This window comes from Peribacillus simplex (assembly GCF_001578185.1).
Classification (GTDB): Bacteria; Bacillota; Bacilli; order Bacillales; family DSM-1321; genus Peribacillus; species Peribacillus simplex_A.
On the sequence record NZ_CP011008.1, the window covers coordinates 1,092,485 to 1,111,197 of the forward strand.

Consider the following 18,713-nt stretch of genomic DNA (forward strand, 5'->3'; position numbering starts at 1 on the left):
CTCCATCTCTTTGTAACTCTTTTTCCCTTTATTGAGAAAATAAAACGTATAAGCGAAATATATGTGACCCCGTTTCATAAATATAAGGAGAACAAGAAAGTGCAAGGAGGGTTTGTTCAGTGAATGTCGCTGTCTTTTTCCGCTGGTTTTGGAGGGGTATTTTCCTTTTAGGCATATTAATCGTCATTCCCTATTCATGGGCTTTGATTTTAGCATTACTCACAGCCATTCTATTGGATGGATTGGTCCGCATGATTGGTGAAACGGCAAAACTGCATCGGCTTTGGGCAGTATTGATTTCATTTGTTTTATATGTAGGCGGGCTTATGAGCATCACTTATTTTTCCTTTTCGGTTTTAATCAAGAAGATCATTGTCTATTCTGAAGAATTTCCTGGATTCATACGTGAAATGTATTTGACGGCGATATTGCCAGTCATAAGGCAGTGGGAACGATATTCCCAAACATTGCCGCCAAATCTCATTCTGTCAATAGAACAAACGATGGAAAAGGGGGTCAAGGCTCTAGAGGGGTTCACAGAGGGCTTTGTTCAGGATATGGTGCAATTCGTTACGCTTATTCCGGGATTTTTCATTGATTTTTTAATTTATTTAATCGCTTTATTCTTAATTAGTCTTGAATTGCCTAAGTTAAGAAAAAAGGCATTCCTTTATTTGAAGATATCCACCTATCAAAAGATATCGCTAGTTTATCAAGATTTAAGTATAGCAGCAGTTGGCTTCATCAAGGCACAAATCCTATTGAGTTTAATTACGTTCATCATGGCTTATGGAGGACTATGGTTGTTAAATGTGAAGTATGCGATTCCATTGGCACTGTTAATAGTTGTTGTGGACATTCTTCCTATCTTGGGGACGGGGTCTGTACTGGTTCCTTGGGCAATAATTGTTTGGGCGCAAGGAAACCATCATCTAGGGATTGGCCTTGTTATCCTATTCCTGGTCATTACCATTATAAGAAGGACCATCGAACCAAAAATTTATTCAGCAAATATGGGATTGAGCCCATTGGCATCGTTGGTCAGTCTTTATCTAGGGTTTAAAATGCTTGGATTCATTGGGCTTTTCCTTGGACCTTCGATATTGATCGTTTATGATACATTAAAAAAAACTGGTGTCATTAAATCCAACTTCAAAATATGAAAGATTATTAGAGGTTTTTTGCCTGGTTTCTTAAATTTGACATATCTTTTATCGCTTTTCCTTGACCCTTGCAATGATTGCAGTCCCGGGAAAAGAATTGTAGAAAACGGGTTTTCCCTTTCCCTTTGCAGTGTTGGCAAATGGTTATGAGTTTCATAATTCCTCACTCCTTCAAAAAGTATCGCTTTTCTAACAGTATGAAACAATAAAGGTAGAACTATACTTAATTATTATCATTCAATCTAAATGCAGCAGGTTTTATATAATATGTATTTATTTTATTTCATGTACCGGTTGGAAAAAAATAACCCCCTTTCCTGTTGTCAATTAGGAAAGGGGGTTATTATCATGAAACGATTTCAGTTTGTGATATCATCGGAAATTCTTTTACTTCGCTTACGACTTTAGCTGGTTTAAATATTTCAATATAACAGATATGGTGATCTTTCATTTCTTTTATCTTAAAGTTATAGGGACCATAAGTCAGGATATCACCTTGTTTGGCTTCGTAATTCTCGGTAAGGATCCATCCGCCCATCGTATCAATATCCTCATCGTTGATATCCAATCCAAGTAAATCATTCACTTCACTGATTAATACCTTGGCATCGATGATATAGTGATCTTCTTTTAATTTGCGGACATCCGGCACTTCATCCAGGTCGAACTCATCGCGGATATCGCCGACGATTTCCTCAAGGATATCTTCAACGGTCACCAAACCTGATGTACCGCCGTATTCATCCATGAGGATAGCCATGTGAATGCGTTCCTTTTGCATTTTTAAAAGTAAATCATGAATAGGGATGCTGTCAATGACACGTATGATCGGACGAACATATCGGTTGATCACTGATGCGGCCTGGTTGTTCTTGTCGATCATTTCTGTGAATAGCTCTTTGATATTGACCATTCCGATAACATGATCTTTATCCCCATCGATGACAGGATATCGTGTAAAGTTCTCTTCCGCCATAACGGTGAAAAACTGTTGGATCGTATCATCTTTGGATACCGTTGCTATTTCTGTACGTGGAACCATGATTTCTTTTGCAATCCGATCATCGAATTCAAAAATTTTATTCACATATTTAAACTCTGATTGGTTAATTTCGCCACTTTTGTAGCTTTCAGAAACAATGATACGTAGCTCTTCTTCTGTATGAGCCAAATCATGTTCGGAAACTGCTTTTAATCCTAGCATTTTTGTAAGCGTCCTTGCAGAGCCGTTCAGTACCCAGATGAAAGGATACATGACCTTGTTAAAACCAATTAAAGGTTTGGAAACCAATAAAGTTACTTGCTCCGCTTTTTGAATCGCCAATGTTTTCGGTGCCAATTCCCCTACAACCACATGTATGAAGGTAATGGAAAAAAAGGCAATTGCAACAGAGAGTGCTTGTGAAGCGGAATCTGGAAGATTCAATTGATTTAAGAGCGGGTGCAAAATGGTTTCAACTGTCGGTTCCCCAAGCACCCCAAGCCCTAAAGCGGTAACTGTAATCCCGAGCTGGCATGTTGAGAGGTATTCATCCAGGTTGGATATTACCTTCTTTGCTGAAAGTGCATTCGGCTTTCCTTCTTCAATTAATTGATCGACCCTCGTGCTTCTCACTTTAACAATCGCAAACTCCGTAGCTACAAAAAATGCTGTTAAAGCAATTAAAATGGCAATAAGAACCAAGTTTATTATGTCCAAATAGTCTCCCTTAACTCGCCTACGAGACGAATAAGGAGTCCACCTCCTACATTTTTAAAATATACAAGTATATTTTTTTTGCCTTGCTGAATATTTTCGGGAATCATTCAAACTAGCTATGGTATATGGATGTGCAGCTGCTTGAACTCCCATTTTTTTAAGTGATGAAGAGAATAAAAGTATATGCCGATAAGCGATGCGTAGACGGGAAATAGAAGAATTTCTGTATGAAGGAGTGCAGCCATTTTTCAAGAATATGCACATATCCGTTACGCAAAGCAGCGTCCGTCCGTCAAAACGAACATTCTTTAATGCCCCATCAAATCACCTCAATTTAATTAATTTAAATACTTTCATTATAGAAAGAGTTAATGATTCAGTCAAATAGCTTACGGCTCCTTAAATCCGGTAAATTGCTTGTAAAGGATCAATTTGAGCTAATATTTAGCGATATTTGACTGTTTTCTTTACTTTATTGCATTCTATTATAGAATATTCAGAAAACCGAGGACCTGCTTCATAAAAAATTGGTCAGTTTCATTATTTTTTGGACGGTATAAACATATTCTATAGAAACTGGACAGGTTTTAATGGAGATTAATGGGGGTGGCGGCCATGAAAATCATGGAAAGGATGGCAGCGATCATTGCCGGCAGCATGCTAGTGGGTGTGGGTATCAATTTTTTTCTGATACCTTTTCATTTATTGGATGGGGGCATGATAGGTATTGGCCTGATTTTTCATTACTATTTTGGACTGCCAACAGGCCTTGGTGTGATTTTGAGCAGCATTCCATTATATATATATGCTTGGTACTTTGAAAAAAAACTATTTCTGAACAGCTTGCATGGCTTGCTTTTTTCCTCTTTTTGCATCGATATTTTTTCCGACGCCGTCACCGGATGGGATCTCCCCATTTATGTAAGTGCGATAATTGGGGGAGGGTTGATTGGCCTTGGAATAGGCTTGATGCTTCGGTATGGGACCTCTACAGGCGGAACGGATATGTTGGCACAGATCCTTTCCAGGAAGAGTGGGCTCAATGTCGGTTTGCTGATTTTTATCATTGATGGATGCGTACTGCTTTGCGGATTAAGCGTTGTAGGGACTTCCATTTTTTTATATTCATTTTTAACAATCATCGCGGTAGCCATGCTGACTTCAGTTACCGTGATGAGAAATGGTTGATGTGGATGATGTATAAAAATCCGAAAAAGGGAAAGGATGGGGAATATGGAAAGAGTAGATTTCTAGTCAAATAAATTGTAAGGGGAAGTTATTATGAAAAAATTCTATATGTGTTCTGCGTTGTTATTCATGCTGGCTGGGTGCCAAGAGTCTGAAATGCCAGAGGATAAAGAAGTGAACAGCGCTGTTCCAGAATCGATGGATGCATCGATTGTCATTAAAGGGAAATTGGAGCCTGGAAAAGAAGTCATTCTTGAAACGACAGTAAAACAAGGAAGCCAATTGGTGAATGAAGCTGATGAGGTCATGTTTGAAGTGAGAAAGTCCGGACAGGATAAACGGACAATGCTGGAATCGAAGAGTACTGGAAGTGGCAAGTATCAAGTGATGCATACATTTGATGAACAAGGCAAATATATTGTGGTTTCCCATGTAACTGCCAAAGGCCTTCATGTGATGCCGGCAAAAGAAGTGGTCGTTCCAGAACATGAAAGTGAAGGTGCATCAGCTCATCCGAGTACGGATGTATCAATCGAGTTTCAAAGTAACCCTGTAAAGGCAGGAAACAGTTCGAACTTTGAAGCAAACGTAGAATTGGATGGGAAGCCACTGACAAATGCAGATGTGAATTTCGAGGTGTGGAAGGAAGGCAGTGAGGAGAGTCATTTCACCAAAGCAGAAGAAGATGGAAATGGGACATATCAAAATAAGGTATCATTTGAAGAATCGGGAACATATAAGGTGCAGGTACATGTAGAAAAAGATGAAGTGCATGAACATCAACTGCAAACCATTCAAGTAAATTGACTCCGTGTAAAATGTTTTTTTGGAAGGAATGTTTTAAATGGGTTTTATCCTTTCGTTAAATGGGAAGTTAATGGATAACGATACAGCTGAAAGGGAGGGTAAGCATGAATAATCAAATGATCAACAAGTATAAAAATCTCGGGATTCATATTGAAAAAACGAAATCACGCCAGGAGATTTTCACTAATGTTTCACAAAATGATTCATCCTTACTCACCACGGCTGCTTTTTCTCAATTTCCCCAAAAACGGGAGCTAAAAGAATATTGATGCAATGAGACCGGAGCACATATCAGCTGGTCTTTTTTTGTGCATTCCTAAAAGTGATATAAAGTGAAGCAGGATATGAAAAATCGAATAGAACCTTATAAGCTGAAATAGGATAGAAGGACAAACAATTTGAAATCAGCGGTAAGGGGAGTCCGATTGCATGATATCACAGCTTATTATGACTATATTGAATTGGTTTGCAGAAATGGGGTATATGGGGATTTTATTGGGGCTGATGGTTGAAATCATCCCGAGTGAGCTTGTTCTCGGATATGGTGGTTATTTGGTTGGCCTGGGGAAAATGACTTTTTGGGGAGCTGTCCTTGCAGGTGTGGTAGGTGGGACGATGGCACAATTATTTCTCTATTGGGCTGGTTATTATGGCGGACGGCCCTTTCTCTTAAAGTATGGAAAATATATTTTAATTAAAGAAAATCATATCGTAATGGCTGAAGAGTGGTTTCAACGTTATGGGGTAGGCGTGATTTTTACGGCTCGATTCATTCCTGTGGTTCGCCATGCCATTTCCATCCCTGCGGGAATTGCAAGGATGTCTGTATGGAAGTTTATATTTTATACGGTTGCCGCTGTCATCCCTTGGACCATTTTGTTTCTATCCTTAGGACGGATCCTCGGCGAAAATTGGCAGCAAATCAGGGAAATAACTGCACCTTATATAATTCCGGGAGCTGGTTTTTCCGTTGTCCTTATTATGCTTTATATCATATGGAAAAAAAATACTACGCCTCCAATCGTAACGGTCAAAAAAATGGGACGGTTATCCGATAAGTGAACACAAAAAGCCACGTAAAATGACTTTATACGTGGCTTTTCTTAATAATTAACCTTGAGGAAGATCCTCTTCCAAAGCAAGCTGTACGACCTTTTTTGTTACCTCGATGGAACGAATGGCGTGGTCTTCCATTTCAATCACTTTAAAGCAGTAACCGTCTTTTTCCATGATGTCCCCTACATTCACATCATAATTTTCAGTAAGGACCCATCCTCCTATAGTATCGACATCATCTTCATCTAAGTGAATGCCAAGTAAATCATTCACTTCCTTTACAAGAAGTTTAGAGTCTAATATATAGTGTCCATCCTTAATTTTCCTGATTGATGCAACTTCATCGATATCGAATTCATCACGAATTTCCCCAACGATTTCCTCTAGGATGTCTTCAACTGTGACAAGGCCCGAAGTTCCGCCGTATTCATCCATCAAAATAGCCATATGAATGCGTTCTTTTTGCATTTTCAAAAGCAAATCGTGGATGGGTATATTCTCCATGACTCGAATGATCGGACGAGCGTAATTTTCAATCGCTTTGATGTGGATTTCACGATTCTTTATAAGATCCGAGAAGACTTCCTTTAAGTTCACTAAGCCGATGACATGGTCTTTATCACCTTCGACAACAGGATATCGAGTGTATTTCTCCAATTTGGCCACATCGACGAATTCCTGTACCGTTTCATCTTTTGATATGGTCATGATTTCTGTCCTGGGAACCATGATTTCCTTAGCAACACGGTCATCGAATTCAAAAATGTTGCTGACATATTTAAATTCCGATTGGTTAATCTCTCCGCTTTTATAGCTATCAGATAGGATGAAACGCAATTCTTCTTCCGTATGTGCTATTTCACTTTCGGATGCAGGCTTGAAGCCAAATAATCCGACAACGAAACGAGAAGAATGATTCAATATCCAGATGAAGGGAAAGGCAATCTTATGGAAAAAAATCAGAGGGCTGGCAATAGCCAAGGCTACTTGCTCGGCCTTTTGGATGGCAACGGTCTTTGGAGCCAATTCACCTACAACCACATTCAGGAACGTTATCAGGGAAAACGAAATGACAAATGTCAGAATGCTTGTGACTTCTTGTGGGATGTTCAAGGCATTGAATAAAGGCCCAACCAATTTGAGGATGGTCGGTTGTCCTAGCCACCCCAATCCTAGAGCGGTAACGGTGATTCCAAGCTGTGTGGCGGATAGGTATTCATCCAGATCGGATGTAACCTTCTTGGCCGCAATGGCTTTTTTGTTTCCCTCTTCAATCAATTGATCGATCCTAGAGCTGCGAACCCTTATGATCGAAAATTCCGAAGCTACAAAAAAGGCAGTTAAAGCGATTAAAATAATGACTAATAAAAAACTTAATATGTCCAATTAGTGTGGGACTTAATTGAATCGCCTGATGTACCGAACGACTTAATTATCCCAGTCACCTCCCAAAACCAATAATGAATGAACTGATGGTAGTGTATTAAATGTTAGAAGAAAAATAAGTATCGTTTATCTTGTATGAAATTATGATGGTTTTTATTTTCAATCTATTGGTCATTCACCTCGATTAGTAGTGGAACCTAACTATTAGTATAAGTAACTGGACGTCAATCAGTCAAAAATTTCAACTGAAAACCCAAGGAAATAAGGATATTTATCCATTATTTAGTTTTCAATTGTATGGAAAAGGTCGTCAGGAAATCGGTAGAGTGGCAGGATAAGGTTCCTTGATGTTTTAAAACGATTTCTTTACAGACGAATAGTCCCAATCCCGTTCCCCTTTTTTTTGTGGTGATGAATGGTTCAAAAATATTCGGCAGGACTTCGTCCGGTATTCTTGGCCCATTGTTGGAAATGTTTAAAGTAAGAATGCCGGGTGGTGATTCAGAGCCTGAAATATAAATGGACGGGGATGGCATTCCGGCGACCACATCAAGAGCATTTAAAATGATATTAAGTAAAACTTGGCGAAACTCTTCTTTAGAACCGGAAATGACGGCATCATCGGCAATATTACATGTTATCGAAGCATTTACTTCCAAAATGCTAGGATATAAAAATTCGATTACCTCATTCACTAGCTGAGCAATCGAAAATAGATCAGTTTGTGCTTCTGAAGTTTCTTTTTTGGAAATATTAAGAAATTGAGTGATCCGGTAATTGAGCTGATCCAATTCCTTTGAAATGATATCAAGATATTTTATCTGCGGTTGCTCTGCCTGTAACAATTGTATGAATCCCATTATGGAAGTCAGTGGATTTCGGAATTCATGGACGAAGCTTGAGGTCATTTGGCCAAGGAGCGTCAAACGGTCTTTATGGTTTGGGCTAATGAATTGATAGCGTTCTTTAAGTTCCATCGTTTTCAATTCGGTATAACAGGATAATGCAAAATGAATTAGTTTATCGAAGTAAACGTTTATTTGCTTAATTAAATCGGATACTTCTTCTTTCGTTGCCTCGGAATTCAAAACGTGCTCAACGATGGTGGATCTGCCGATGGTTGCAGTGGAAAAGAAATTTTCCATATCCAATTGTTTATTAACTCGATCACACGCAATTTTTTCACCTACGACCTTCAGTACATCGTCTATGTCAGTATCCGATTTCCCAAGCTGATCCATTAGCAGATTGAAAATATTTTCCACTTCTCCTTTAAAATACCCCATATATCCGTCCGATAAATGGAGCAACTGATCTTTCCATTTGGAAATGATGCTGTTTTTTTGAGAAGATAAAAAGTGAATGGTCATTTCTCGATTAGATACCATTTTGCCCTCCATACTGTAGGAAAATGAATTTTACTTTCGACCCAGAAATTAATTTATTTGAATAAAATACAAAATATTAAAATAATTATTTTGCTTTTATGATAACAGATTAATGTTTTTTACACATGTGTCAATTGGATAAATATTCGGCAATTAATAGATAAATACCTTTTTTTGACACAGTTTTATTAAAGGAATTGCAGGATTTAATAATAAAAAAAGGTATCCGCAAAGTTAATGACGGTTACCTTTTTTATTAAATGCATATGGTTCAATGTGAACGATCACATGCTGGATGTTATATTCCTTCAAAAGATTCTCTTCGATTTTAACCGTAATATCGTGACCTTGGATGACGGTCAAAAGAGGGTTAACATGTACGGTAGTTTCGAGCAGGATTTCACTTCCGTGCATACGGGCTTTAATTTCACTCATGTCCTTAACGCCTTCTGTCAGTATAATGGTTTGTCCGATCTTTTGCAGGAGCTGCTCGTCGAAACCATCGGTTAAAGAGATGGATGCATCACGGAAGATATCCCAGGCCGTTTTGCAGATGATGATCCCTACTACAGCAGCAGCTATCGCATCCAGCCAAGGGATGCCCATCTTAGTACCGATGATTCCTATAAAAGCACCAACACTGACAAGGGCATCGGAACGATTATCCTGTGCAACGGCGTAGATGGAAGAGCTGTTGATCTTTTTACTTAACGCTAAGTTATAACGGGAGATTCCGTACATGAAGATTGCAGAGAAAAGAGCGACATAACCGGTCAGCATATTTGGAACGGTTGTTGAATCTTGCTGGAAGAAGGATTCTATAGCACTGTAAACAACCTGAATGCCCACGGTAATCATGATGAAGGCAGCTACCAGCGAGGCTATGGTTTCCGCCCGTAAATGACCATATGAATGATTATCATCAGGAGGTCTCTTCGAAATTTTCAAACCAATCAATACGGCTATGGAAGCGATGATGTCGGTCGTATTATTTAAACCATCTGCCCAAAGCCCTTTAGAATCACCGAAATAACCGAATGACAATTTAAGAGCAGACAAGAATATGTAAGCGGCAATGCTTATGTAGGCGCCTTTTTCAGCTGAAATCGAATGTTTATCCATGTCTAATCCCTCCCCAGTGTAAATTAAAAGATATCAAAACAAACCTTAGTGAGTCTATAGAAAAGTTGTTGCATTTAGCCATCTAACCTGGTTAATTGCAGGTGTATTGAAGTTGGTTAAAAGAAAGGATACCTCCATAAATATGGGAGTGGTAAGTTTTTATGATATGACATTTTCTTTAAGTTGTCTTTTATAGAAACTAGTAGTATATTCTAACCGAGGATCGAAAATTAAATACTTCCACAAGGGGAGCCAAAAGGCTGAGAGTGAACGGTTGAGTTCAGACCCTATGAACCTGATAGTTAACACTAGCGTAGGGATGTGGTTTTGGATACAAGCAATACTGGGCATCCACTACCGCCCCGGTGTTGCTTTTTTGTTTGTGCAAAATCTGGCAGGGAGGGAACTCATGGACACTTTTCATTTTTGGAGAAGGGAGAGACATGATGAAAAATAAAACGTTATTCATGACAGAGGTTGCCATTTTTGCTTCACTGGCTTTATTACTGGATTTGGTTTCTGGATTCATTTTTTCAAGAATCTGGCCGCAAGGAGGCTCGATTTCAATAGCCATGGTACCGATTTTTCTGATGGCATATCGGTGGGGCATCAAAGGTGGTATGTTAACCGGATTGTTACTTGGGCTTTTGCAGATCGTCAGTGGTACAGCATGGATCAGCACGCCGATTCAAGGCTTCATTGATTATTATCTTGCCTTTACGGTTGTCGGGATATCCGGTGTATTCATGAATAAGTTTGTAAATAGCTATAAAGAGGAAAAGCGTTCCAAAGCGAAGTGGTATGGGATTGGTGGCATGTTTTTGGGCAGTTTTCTGAGGTTTCTGTGTCATTTCATATCCGGAATCGTGTTTTTTGGCTCTGCAGCTCCAAAAGGTCAGCCAGTAGTGATTTATTCATTCATTTATAATGGGACTTATATGCTGATCAGTTTTATATTATCGGCCCTTGTGGTGATGATGTTATATTCGGCTGCTTCAAGTGTATTACTGAAAAAAGCCTATTAACAAAAAAAGCCGGATTCTATAAAGAATTTGGCTTTTTTCGGAGATTAAGCAAATTGAGTCTTACAGGGCGAAACGGCTCAATCCTCATTTTGCAATGAATACCGAACAGGGTGCGTTTTTCGCGATGGAGCTGCTTGTACTGCCAAGAAAGAATTTTTCCAAACCGCTTTTAGCGCTATTGCCTACAACGATGAGGTCGGCAGCAGTTCTTGCCGCATATTCACATACGCTATCTGGTGCATGTCCTTCCAATATCTCGAATTTCCCCTTGACTTGACATTCACTTAGCAATCTCAACGTATTACTTTCTGCGTTCTGAACACTACTCTCAACGGCGGAAGGGGTGTCATTGACCATTTGAATTTCTGGTTGTTCGACTTCAACGACGGGATGTGTCTGGACGGGATCCACATAAAATCCAGCAGCCGGTACAAACCCCGGCGCCGAGGCGTTTCCCATGATACGCTGCTCAACCTTATCAAATAGGACATGAACTACAGTCAGCTCGGCCTCAGGAAAGGCCTTTTTCAATGTTGCTCCATATTCCACGGCACGTTTACTTTCTTCATTTCCATCAAAAGCGACGACAATATGTTTTAAATTTTTTTTCATACCATCTCTCCCCTTTTATAAGTCTTTAAAGTGTTATACCCACTTTTTAAGGGTTTCACGCCATTAATCGGTATATAGATCGCAAATTACGGGTAAAGGATAGATACGGTCATTATTAAAAATGGTAGGATGAAATCCTGGTCCTTCAATTGGCGGGCTTATTTTTCATTCGGTGAAGGGGGTATCATCGGCAAGGAAACCGATACCCGGGTATAGTGCTAAAGAAAAGGCGACTTAGCTTAGGCCTTTTAGTCAATCGACGAGTTTTCTTTAATAAAAGGGGTAAAATATTTTTAATGAAACATGTCGCAGATTGGAAAATGGGGGTACAAATGAGAGGGTTAGTGAAATTAGGTCTAATTATTATATTGGTGATTGTGGTTTTAGGCGCCGGTTCACTTTTTTATTTCAGACAGGGTGCAGATATAAGCCATCTTCAAAATATTCTTCAGCAACCAACAGGAATCTATGATCGGGATGGAAATCTTGCCAGCACGATCACGGCAAATAAATCCGAAGGTGTTTCGATAGATGAAATACCGGAACATATGAAACAAGCGGTGGTTTCCATTGAGGATCACCGTTTTTATGAACATCACGGCATAGATTATCAAGGGATTTTGCGAGCGCTGATTAAAAATGCGAAGGCCGGAAGTGTTGTTGAAGGAGGGAGCACGCTTACCCAGCAGCTTGTGAAGATTACGATGCTGGAGTCGAATCGAACACTGAAGAGGAAGATTGAAGAGTTTTTTCTGGCCCAGGAAGTTGAAGATAAATATACAAAAGATGAAATTCTGGATATGTATTTGAATCAAGTTTATTTTGGCCATGGGGCATGGGGAATTAAAAAGGCCGCAAATATTTACTTTTCCAAAGAGGTCTCTGAATTGACCGTTGCCGAGGGAGCCTTGCTGGCAGGTGTCATTAATTTGCCATCCAAACTTGATCCATATAAGAACTTAGACGGGGCAGTGAAGCGGCGTAATTTGGTTCTTTCTAAAATGGCGGAACATGGTTATTTGACGAAAGATGAAGCAGCGGCAGCAAAAAAAGATACAGTTACACTTCTCATGGGGGAGAAAGAAACCGATCCATTAAAAGGGAAGTACCCTTATTATGTCGATCATGTTTTATCGGAAGCATCAAGCAAATATGGAATAGAGCTTGAGGACCTGCTTTCAAAGGGCTATAAAATATACACGACACTGGACCAATCCATGCAGCAGGCTACAGAATCCGTGTATGCGAATGAAGCCAATTTTCCAGTTGGAACGAGTACAGGAGAAATGGTTCAAAGTGGATCAGTCCTCCTTGATCCTAAAACAGGAGGGATAAGGGCAATTGTCGGTGGGAGAGGAAAGCATCAATTTATGGGATATAACCGGGCAACCCAGCTGACAAGATCTCCAGGTTCATCCATTAAACCACTTGTCGTTTATACTCCAGCGGTTGAAGAGGGATACGGTATCACTGCCCCTTTGAAGGATGAAAAAATGAGCTTTGGGGAATATGAGCCAACAAACCTGAGCGGTGTATATAAAGGAGAAGTACCCATGTATGAAGCGGTGATGAATTCCTTGAATGTACCAACGGTTTGGCTTTTGAATGAGATTGGCATCGATAAGGGGCTGGATTCTCTTAAACGGTTTGGGATTCCTTATGAAAAGGATGATCGAAATCTGTCGCTTGCTTTAGGAGGGATGAAGAAAGGTGTGTCCCCGCTGCAGATGGCAGGAGCCTTTTCAGCATTCGCCAACAGCGGGGAACGTATGGAAACCCATGCCATTGTAAAAATAGAAAATAATGATGGAAAAGAGGTAGCCGCCTGGAAAAAGGAAAGCACCAAAGTAACCTCTAAAGGCGTCGTCGATAAAATGAATTCCATGTTGCTTGGTACAGTGGAATATGGCACAGGGAAAAACGCAGCTGTGTCGGGTTATGAAATAGCAGGTAAAACAGGTTCAACACAAGTTCCCATCGAAGGAATATCAGGGGTTAAAGATCAATGGTTCATCGGTTATTCACCTTCGTTGGTCGGTGCAGTATGGGCTGGATATGATAAAACGGATGAAAAGCATTATTTAACGACACACAGCAGTCAGGGAACTGCAATCATCTTTCAAAAAATAATGTCGAGAGCATTACAGAATCAAGCATCTCAATCTTTTAATACTCAAGATATCGGACCGCTTATAGCTAAACAACAGGCAGTTATAGCTGAGCAACAGGTAAAGAAAGAAGAGGAGGACAAAAGGAAGCAATATTGGATTGATAAAGGAAAAGAAATTCGGAATGGTTTGAAAAAATGGAGGGATTGGGATGTGCCGTGGTAATTTTCATGAAATGGGAGCATGGCACGCCCGTACTTTCCAATAAATTAGCATAAAAAAAAGACTGTCAATCATTGACAGTCTTTCATCATTCATTAAAAAATGAGATTTGCTATTATGCCGATTACGACGATTGCGCCTATCACCATTAAAATGGTTCTCACTTCTATACACCCTCTTCATGACGTAGTTGGAATCATTTAAATATTTACGGTTTGGTTCGATTGGAATCCAAATGCACTTTCATCATTTTCTTTACAAATAGCCTGTACTTTTTCTAGCATGGCATGTACATTCTCGCCTTCAAGTATGACTTTCATGGTTGCACACTCTTGAAGAATGAGCACAAAGGATACGAAAGTCGAAAGTTTCTTGGCATCGACCAATTTATGGTTGCAGATAAAATATATATTCCCTTTAAATTCTTTTGTAACTTGATATAGGTTCATGATTTGTCGCATGGATAATCTTTTATTTGTTTTAATATCAGAAGAAATCACTTTATTCATGTCGTTTACTCCTTTTGTTTTTATACTTTTGGAAAAGCATAATCAAGATGTCAATTCAGCTACAACACTTTTTAAAATGAACAAGTATGTTTGGTCTTTTTTATGTAATTGTTAGCGGGTCATGTTGTATATTTACCCGAGTGAAAGATTTTGAAACCTATTTGAAAATTTCAATTTTTGGAGGGGGAACGAACTATGCTAACACTTATTAAAAATGGGGAGCTTTATGGTCCGGAATATCTGGGCCAAAAAGATATCCTCTTGGTTGGAAAGCAAATTGGTTTCATTGAGGACAAGATTGATGTCCCTGCAGAGTTCGTTGAAATGAAAGTGATTGATGCGAGTGGCCAAATTGTGGTTCCGGGTTTTATAGATGCTCACGTACATATTATCGGCGGAGGTGGGGAAGGGGGCTTTAAAACGAGGACACCAGAAATCCAATTAACAGATGCCACTTTAGCGGGTATAACGACATTGGTAGGGGTCATCGGAACAGATGGGACGACAAGGACCATGCCAGCACTGCTCGCTAAAGCGAGAGCGCTTGAAGAAGAAGGCATTAGCTGCTTCGTTCAGACTGGTTCCTATCAAGTTCCAGTCAAGACGTTAACCGGTAAGATCGAAGATGATTTGATTCTTGTGGATAAAATTATCGGTGTTGGCGAAATTGCCATTGCCGATCATCGTTCTTCACAGCCGACTGTAGCTGAATTGGCTAAATTGGCCTCTCAAGCGCGTAATGGAGGTCTGTTGTCCGGGAAAAGCGGTATCGTCAACATTCATGTCGGCGACAGTCAAAACCATTTGCAGGTAATTGAAGAAGTTGTCGAGACAACGGAAATACCGATCACACAGTTTTACCCTACACATATAAATCGAAATCCGCATTTATTCAAAGCAGGGATGGAATATGCAAAAAAAGGGGGTTATATTGATTTTACGACAAGTACGATCAAGAAGTTCCTTGAAGAAGGGGAGGTCAAAGCAAGTACAGCAATAAAGAGAGCACTAGAAGAAGGGGTAGATATCAGGCAGATCACCTTAACTTCAGATGGGCAAGCAAGCCTGCCTGACTTCGATGGCAGTGGCAACCTGCGCGGTTTGAACATTGGTACATGCATGTCCTTATATGATTCTGTCGTAGATGCGGTCATCGAGGATGGAGTGTCAATTGCCGATGCCATACGAGTTGTGACGGAAAATCCGGCAAATATTTTAAACCTCACTAAGAAGGGCCGGCTTGAGGTAGGGAATGACGCCGATATCATCATATTGAAGAAACAAACGTTAGAAATAAATAGGGTTATCGCGATGGGGCAAATCATGGTCAAAGATGGTGAAGCGGTCGTGAAAGGCACATTTGAAAAATAGATCTTTCTAATACCCGTGTAGTGGGGTAAGGAAAAATGAAATCTTGTTGGTAAAGTAAACCTCGATCGAGCGAATATTTAAGGTATATTGAATAAATGTCAGTTTAACTAAAATAACTGGATTAGTACTTGGGCGTCTACCTCTGAATACATATCTTTCACCAAGTCATATATGAATGCGAAGTCAATGGCGGCCTCCATTTTTCGAACTAAATGGTTCGCTGGCACCAGATAATCTAAAGTAATCATTTCAAGTTGATTTCGCTGATTAGAATCATGTTTGGAAGCATCCTTATCACCCCAAGTTTTTATGCTTCTATTTTAAACAATAAAGACTGTAGGCAAAAGAGATTTTAATTTTATAACAAAGTTGATGAAACGGAAGGTGCGAGACCCCGCAGGCGCAAGCCGAGGGAGGACCGCCCACGGAAAGGGAGTGCCCTACGTTCCAATCAACGTTCAAATTGTACAAGCCATAAAAAAACGTAGACAAACTCAATTATTTATCGAGTTTGTCAACAGTCTGAGACCCATGATTATAATGGGTCTTTTTGTGCTGGATCCTGATTTGGATGATAGTGGATGTACTTGTTTTATTTAGGCAGCCCTTGAATGGATGCTAGCTAACAAGTGACTTGAAAAGGTCGGAGCATATCCCCAAACTTGCCGGTAACCCGCTGATTTTACATTGGATTTTTCCATAATCGGGCTTATTTTCAAAATGAAGGTGAGATATAAGAAAACACATTCTAAATAAAGGTAATATACGAAAAATTCATTCTATTTAACATATTATTAAAATCTTGGATGTATTATCCTTTTATATAAGCAAATGTAGTTTATGAAACAGTAATTATTCACAGACATAAAAGACCAATGAAAACTTTTTGGGCTGTTATTTCATGACTGTTCAAATCCTTGGTAAGTTTGCGAAACAAATCTATCTTAAGGGGAGAAATGAAATGGAAAAGACGGGAAACCCAATAATGAAAGCGTATTCAAATGAAGGTGAGCCGGAAATGTTTCGTGTATTGACACCTGACGGAGAAATAGTTGGGACGATTGATGGGAAAATCGATAAATCATTGATGTTAAAGATGTATGAGAGCATGCTACTGCTCAGAACATTTGACCGTAAATCAATTAATCTCCAGCGCCAAGGCAGAATGGGAACTTATGCACCTTTCGAAGGACAGGAGGCATCCCAGGCAGGAAGCGCTTTAGCGTTGTCGGCAGGTGATTGGATGTTTCCCACATACCGTGATCATGGAGCGGCAATCATTCATGGACAGGAATTGTATCGTGTTTTCCTATACTGGATGGCACATTTTGAGGGTTCAATTTGTCCGGAAGGTAAAAGGATATTACCTCCTAGTGTTCCCATTGCCACTCAAATGGTTCATGCGGTAGGAACGGCTTGGGCAAGTAAAATTAAAGGGGAAAAGAATGTAAGCATTGCTTATTTTGGTGATGGTGCCACTTCTGAAGGGGACTTTCATGAGGCACTGAATTTTGCAGGTGTTTATAAAACCCCGACAATCTTTTTCTGCCAAAATAATGGCTATGCGATCAGTGTGCCTTTTGAAAAGCAATCAGCATCTAAAACTATATCCCAGCGTGCTGCTGCTTATGACATACATGGGGTTCGAGTGGATGGAAATGATATCTTTGCAGTATGGCTGACTGTAAAAGAGGCTGTCGAAAGGGCGCTTAAAGGTGAAGGACCTACTTTAATCGAAGCCATAACCTTTCGCTATGGTGCCCATACTACTGCAGACAATCCGAACATATATCGCGATCAGGACGAAGTTTCAACGTTCTGGAGGGAAAATCGTGATCCGATAACGCGTCTTAAAAAGTATTTGAATAAAGAGGGTTACTGGAATGAAGAACAGGAAGGAATGGTGTTAAAACAATTCAACGAACTGATAGATGCTCACCTCCAAAAGGCGGAAGGTTATCCGAAATCCAATCCGCTCGAAATGTTTAAACATGTATATGCTGAGGAGTCATGGCACCTAAAGGAACAGAAGCAGGAATTGAACCAAATCTTAAAGAAAGGTGTGAAGAAATAATGGGCAAAAGTTTAACGATGCTCCAGGCTATTACGGAAGCGCAGGACCAAATGCTGGGTCATGATGATCGTGTGTTGATCTTGGGTGAGGATATTGGAGTGAACGGGGGAGTTTTCCGATCGACGGAAGGGCTTTATGAAAAGTATGGAAAAGATCGAGTTGTGGATACGCCATTAGCTGAATCCGGAATCATCGGCTCTGCCATTGGTTTAGCCCTTAACGGACTGCTGCCCATAGTGGAGATTCAATTCCTCGCCTTTATTTATCCGGGATTCGAGCAACTCGTTTCCCATGCTGCCCGTATGAGATACCGGACTCGTGGGCAATTTAGCGTGCCCCTCGTTATCCGTACGCCATATGGTGCTGGAATCAGAGGACCTGAACTTCATTCCGAAAGTGTCGAAACCTTCTTTGCCCATACTCCGGGTTTAAAGGTAGTTGCACCCAGTAATCCATACGACGCAAAAGGGCTTCTAATTGCCGCAATTGAAGATCCTGATCCGGTAATCTTTTTGGAACCGACTAAATTGTATCGTGCTTTTAAGGAAGAAGTTCCCGAAGAAATGTATCGTATACCAATTGGTCAAGCAAAAGTGGTCCAGGAGGGTAGCGATCTGACGATTTTTGCATGGGGGGCTATGTTAAGGGAGGCATTGAATGCCGCGAAAAAGATTGAAAGCGAAAAAGGCTGGAAGTGTGAAGTGGTTGATCTTCGAACATTATACCCAATAGATAGGGATACCATCGTGCAATCCATTAAAAAGACAGGTCGTGCATTAATCGTCCATGAAGCCCATAAGACTGCCGGATTAGGTGCGGAGATTATTTCCATCATAAATGATGAAGCTCTTATTTACCTGAAAGCTCCGATTAAGCGTGTAACAGGATTTGATGTTCCGGTTCCGCCGTTTTCAATAGAAGATTATTATCTACCGACTGTTGACCGGGTAAAACAAGGAATAGTGGAGACGATTTCATTTTAA

General features: G+C 40.0%; 16 protein-coding genes, 1 pseudogene and 1 riboswitch. Of the genes and pseudogenes, 10 read left to right on the forward strand and 7 right to left on the reverse strand.

Translation table 11 applies throughout. The features are described 5' to 3' along the window. Positions 1 to 119 precede the first annotated feature (119 nt). Positions 120 to 1,163, forward strand: a complete 1,044-nt coding sequence (gene ytvI / locus UP17_RS05125; protein ID WP_208857044.1) for a sporulation integral membrane protein YtvI — start codon at positions 120 to 122, stop codon at positions 1,161 to 1,163. 346 nt (positions 1,164 to 1,509) lie between these two features. On the opposite strand, the gene UP17_RS05130 is transcribed toward ytvI, so the two are convergent. Continuing rightward, positions 1,510 to 2,862, reverse strand: a complete 1,353-nt coding sequence (locus UP17_RS05130) for a hemolysin family protein (RefSeq protein ID WP_061461945.1) — start codon at positions 2,860 to 2,862, stop codon at positions 1,510 to 1,512. 615 nt (positions 2,863 to 3,477) lie between these two features. On the opposite strand from UP17_RS05130, the gene UP17_RS05135 reads away from it, so the two are divergent. From UP17_RS05135 to UP17_RS05145, 4 genes are all read left to right on the forward strand, one after another. After that, the gene (locus UP17_RS05135) at positions 3,478 to 4,050 is read left to right on the forward strand and encodes a YitT family protein (protein WP_349817592.1); all 573 of its coding nucleotides are present in this window, start codon (positions 3,478 to 3,480) and stop codon (positions 4,048 to 4,050) included. A 93-nt stretch (positions 4,051 to 4,143) separates the two neighbouring features. Continuing rightward, a complete protein-coding gene (locus UP17_RS05140; protein ID WP_061461946.1) occupies positions 4,144 to 4,857 on the forward strand; it encodes a FixH family protein in 714 nt (237 codons plus the stop codon). Positions 4,858 to 4,961: 104 nt separating this feature from the next. Next, positions 4,962 to 5,126, forward strand: a complete 165-nt coding sequence (locus UP17_RS27355; protein ID WP_155727246.1) for an Lmo0850 family protein — start codon at positions 4,962 to 4,964, stop codon at positions 5,124 to 5,126. A gap of 163 nt (positions 5,127 to 5,289) precedes the next feature. Further along, positions 5,290 to 5,919 carry an undecaprenyl phosphate transporter UptA gene (locus UP17_RS05145; protein WP_061465991.1) on the forward strand — a complete coding sequence of 210 codons (630 nt, stop codon included), beginning with the start codon at positions 5,290 to 5,292 and terminating at the stop codon, positions 5,917 to 5,919. A 48-nt stretch (positions 5,920 to 5,967) separates the two neighbouring features. Here UP17_RS05145 and UP17_RS05150 read toward each other — a convergent pair whose 3' ends face one another. From UP17_RS05150 to UP17_RS05160, 3 genes are all read right to left on the reverse strand, one after another. Continuing rightward, positions 5,968 to 7,299 carry a hemolysin family protein gene (locus tag UP17_RS05150; RefSeq protein WP_061461947.1) on the reverse strand — a complete coding sequence of 444 codons (1,332 nt, stop codon included), beginning with the start codon at positions 7,297 to 7,299 and terminating at the stop codon, positions 5,968 to 5,970. 278 nt (positions 7,300 to 7,577) lie between these two features. After that, positions 7,578 to 8,687 carry a histidine kinase N-terminal domain-containing protein gene (locus UP17_RS05155; RefSeq protein WP_061461948.1) on the reverse strand — a complete coding sequence of 370 codons (1,110 nt, stop codon included), beginning with the start codon at positions 8,685 to 8,687 and terminating at the stop codon, positions 7,578 to 7,580. Positions 8,688 to 8,921: 234 nt separating this feature from the next. After that, positions 8,922 to 9,809 carry a cation diffusion facilitator family transporter gene (locus UP17_RS05160; RefSeq protein WP_061461949.1) on the reverse strand — a complete coding sequence of 296 codons (888 nt, stop codon included), beginning with the start codon at positions 9,807 to 9,809 and terminating at the stop codon, positions 8,922 to 8,924. A 235-nt stretch (positions 9,810 to 10,044) separates the two neighbouring features. After that, positions 10,045 to 10,146: riboswitch (TPP riboswitch) on the forward strand. Positions 10,147 to 10,252: 106 nt separating this feature from the next. On the opposite strand from UP17_RS05160, the gene thiT reads away from it, so the two are divergent. Beyond that, positions 10,253 to 10,834, forward strand: coding sequence for an energy-coupled thiamine transporter ThiT (gene thiT / locus UP17_RS05165; protein WP_061461950.1), 582 nt, complete (start codon positions 10,253 to 10,255; stop codon positions 10,832 to 10,834). A gap of 84 nt (positions 10,835 to 10,918) precedes the next feature. On the opposite strand, the gene UP17_RS05170 is transcribed toward thiT, so the two are convergent. After that, positions 10,919 to 11,446, reverse strand: coding sequence for a universal stress protein (locus tag UP17_RS05170; RefSeq protein WP_061461951.1), 528 nt, complete (start codon positions 11,444 to 11,446; stop codon positions 10,919 to 10,921). A 296-nt stretch (positions 11,447 to 11,742) separates the two neighbouring features. Here UP17_RS05170 and UP17_RS05175 point away from each other — a divergent pair, with 296 nt between their 5' ends. Continuing rightward, positions 11,743 to 13,779 carry a transglycosylase domain-containing protein gene (locus tag UP17_RS05175; RefSeq protein ID WP_061461952.1) on the forward strand — a complete coding sequence of 679 codons (2,037 nt, stop codon included), beginning with the start codon at positions 11,743 to 11,745 and terminating at the stop codon, positions 13,777 to 13,779. 197 nt (positions 13,780 to 13,976) lie between these two features. Here UP17_RS05175 and UP17_RS05180 read toward each other — a convergent pair whose 3' ends face one another. Then, a complete protein-coding gene (locus UP17_RS05180) occupies positions 13,977 to 14,285 on the reverse strand; it encodes a hypothetical protein (protein WP_061461953.1) in 309 nt (102 codons plus the stop codon). A 195-nt stretch (positions 14,286 to 14,480) separates the two neighbouring features. Here UP17_RS05180 and iadA point away from each other — a divergent pair, with 195 nt between their 5' ends. Then, positions 14,481 to 15,656, forward strand: coding sequence for a beta-aspartyl-peptidase (iadA, locus tag UP17_RS05185; RefSeq protein ID WP_061461954.1), 1,176 nt, complete (start codon positions 14,481 to 14,483; stop codon positions 15,654 to 15,656). A 63-nt stretch (positions 15,657 to 15,719) separates the two neighbouring features. On the opposite strand, the pseudogene UP17_RS28610 reads toward iadA, so the two are convergent. Continuing rightward, positions 15,720 to 15,904, reverse strand: a pseudogene (locus tag UP17_RS28610) (IS5/IS1182 family transposase); the annotation flags it as partial. Positions 15,905 to 16,617: 713 nt separating this feature from the next. Here UP17_RS28610 and pdhA point away from each other — a divergent pair. After that, positions 16,618 to 17,730 (forward strand): pyruvate dehydrogenase (acetyl-transferring) E1 component subunit alpha, encoded by a 1,113-nt coding sequence (gene pdhA, locus UP17_RS05195; protein ID WP_061461956.1) that lies wholly within the window; start codon positions 16,618 to 16,620, stop codon positions 17,728 to 17,730. Continuing rightward, positions 17,730 to 18,713, forward strand: coding sequence for an alpha-ketoacid dehydrogenase subunit beta (locus UP17_RS05200; protein WP_061461957.1), 984 nt, complete (start codon positions 17,730 to 17,732; stop codon positions 18,711 to 18,713). The genes pdhA and UP17_RS05200 overlap by 1 nt, the downstream gene beginning before the upstream one ends.

Coding starts and splice junctions, on each gene's coding strand:
- UP17_RS05135 (WP_349817592.1), top strand. CDS start 3,478: ATGAAAATCATGGAAAGGATGGCAGCGATCATTGCCGGCAGCATGCTA.
- UP17_RS05140 (WP_061461946.1), top strand. CDS start 4,144: ATGAAAAAATTCTATATGTGTTCTGCGTTGTTATTCATGCTGGCTGGG.
- UP17_RS27355 (WP_155727246.1), top strand. CDS start 4,962: ATGAATAATCAAATGATCAACAAGTATAAAAATCTCGGGATTCATATT.
- UP17_RS05155 (WP_061461948.1), bottom strand. CDS start 8,687: ATGGTATCTAATCGAGAAATGACCATTCACTTTTTATCTTCTCAAAAA.
- UP17_RS05160 (WP_061461949.1), bottom strand. CDS start 9,809: ATGGATAAACATTCGATTTCAGCTGAAAAAGGCGCCTACATAAGCATT.
- thiT (WP_061461950.1), top strand. CDS start 10,253: ATGATGAAAAATAAAACGTTATTCATGACAGAGGTTGCCATTTTTGCT.
- UP17_RS05170 (WP_061461951.1), bottom strand. CDS start 11,446: ATGAAAAAAAATTTAAAACATATTGTCGTCGCTTTTGATGGAAATGAA.
- UP17_RS05175 (WP_061461952.1), top strand. CDS start 11,743: ATGAAACATGTCGCAGATTGGAAAATGGGGGTACAAATGAGAGGGTTA.
- UP17_RS05180 (WP_061461953.1), bottom strand. CDS start 14,285: ATGAATAAAGTGATTTCTTCTGATATTAAAACAAATAAAAGATTATCC.
- iadA (WP_061461954.1), top strand. CDS start 14,481: ATGCTAACACTTATTAAAAATGGGGAGCTTTATGGTCCGGAATATCTG.
- pdhA (WP_061461956.1), top strand. CDS start 16,618: ATGGAAAAGACGGGAAACCCAATAATGAAAGCGTATTCAAATGAAGGT.
- UP17_RS05200 (WP_061461957.1), top strand. CDS start 17,730: ATGGGCAAAAGTTTAACGATGCTCCAGGCTATTACGGAAGCGCAGGAC.